1 protein-coding gene is annotated in these 458 nt (G+C 48.0%); it reads right to left on the bottom strand.

Annotation, left to right across the window (positions count from 1 at the left end; genetic code table 11):
* Positions 1-143 precede the first annotated feature (143 nt).
* On the bottom strand, positions 144-458 hold a 315-nt coding region (locus tag KDM89_RS19740), incomplete at its 5' end, for a DUF885 family protein (protein WP_212689592.1).

Genomic DNA, 458 nt, shown 5'->3' with positions numbered 1-458 from the left:
AAATAGGCAACGCCGCCCAATAGGGTTTCATTCTGCTTGACTTAGTCTCTCAGGTCAATCAGGCAGTGCGGCTTGTACCAGAAAACGACCGGAAAATCCGGTCGTGAGCAGAAAGGCAAATCAGTGAGTTGCAAAAATGGAACTTATTTGTTTGCGTTAACAGATTTCTGTTCAGTAATCCATTTTCGCATTTTAGTCTCTAATAGCGATAAAGGTAGCGTGCCATCGCTCAAAATCGCATCATGGAACTGGCGCAGATCAAAGCGCTGCCCCAATTCAGCTTCAGCCAGATGGCGCAATTCCATGATTTTCAGCGATCCTATTTTGTAACCGAGTGCCTGACCTGGCCAGGCCATATAACGCTCTATCGCCTGACGTGAGGCAGCTTCAGTATAGCCCAGGGTCTGTTGCAAATACTTAATACCCTGTTCACGGCTCCAGCCCTTGGCATGCATGCC

Source organism: Cognatundibacterium luofuense, from assembly GCF_018139685.1.
GTDB lineage: Bacteria > Pseudomonadota > Gammaproteobacteria > Burkholderiales > Burkholderiaceae_D > Undibacterium > Undibacterium luofuense.
Note: the sequence above shows the minus strand (reverse complement) of the source record. Positions and strands in the feature narration are given on the sequence as shown.